Raw genomic sequence first — 999 nt, 5'->3', positions numbered from 1 at the left:
GATTCATCAGCGAGATCGGTACCTTGTTGCCGATCGCACCATGGGGCCGAAACTCATTGTAGTCTCTGCGCCAATCCTCCATCTTTTCGCGGGCGTCCGCAAGGGTCAGGAACCAATGCTGGTTCAGACATTCGGCCCGGAAGCGGCCTTTGAATGCTTCAATAAAAGCGTTGTCTGTCGGCTTGCCTGGGCGTGAGAAGTCCAAGGTGACGCCCTTGGCATAGGCCCAAGGTCAAGATCGCGGGGCACGAACTCCGTCCCCTGATCGATACGGATCGTCTTCAGATAGCCATTTTTCCGGTACACCCGTTCCAAGGTTTGCACTGCATCTTCACTGCGATAGCTGTGACGTGGATCAAGCACCGGCACATAGCGCGAGAAGGTGTCGACCACCGTCAGAACCCGCGGCTTCGCCTTGACCCTGCGCATCGGTTGTCTTGTTCCGCAGTTGCAGGCCCAAGTCCCTGTAAAACCGGTAGGTTCGCTTGGAACCGGTAACCCCTCGCGCCAAAAGCACTTGGACGCGCCGATAGCCCTAGCGCACACGGGTCTTACAAATCTCGCGGATGCGTCGTTCCAGACCGGCCTGATCGGGGCGGCGAGAGGTGTAGTGTTAGGTCGACCGATCGAAGTCCAGCGCTCCACAGGCTCGCCGGATCGAGATCGCCCAATCGCGGCACATGCTGTTCACCACCTCGCGCTTTCGAGCAGGCCTTAAAGCTTTCGCCGAACAACGTCCTGCAGCATCCGCGGTCGAGCGTCAGGTCGGGGACGATCTTCAAGCGCGCATTCGTCCTCGAGCTGCTTCAGCTTCTTCATCCCGGCGGCAACAAGCCGGCATACTTCGTCTTCCAACTAAATAGGTCGCCTGACTGATCCCCGCCTTGCGGCAGATCTCCGCGACCGTCACCCCTTCGTCACCCTGCTTCAGAATGAACGCCTTCTGCGCGTCCGAAAACTGCGATGCCTTCATCGTCTTCCGTTCCTTTCCCAGCCAGG

1 pseudogene is annotated in these 999 nt (G+C 58.8%); it reads right to left on the bottom strand.

The features are described 5' to 3' along the window. Window positions 1-973 (bottom strand): annotated as a pseudogene (locus HV823_RS26345) (integrase core domain-containing protein); the annotation flags it as partial. Window positions 974-999: the final 26 nt, after the last annotated feature.

The sequence above is a fragment of the Mycoplana rhizolycopersici genome (genome assembly GCF_013378445.1).
GTDB lineage: Bacteria > Pseudomonadota > Alphaproteobacteria > Rhizobiales > Rhizobiaceae > Mycoplana > Mycoplana rhizolycopersici.
The sequence above is the reverse complement of the archived record's forward strand: the minus strand, read 5'-3'. Positions and strand labels throughout refer to the sequence as shown.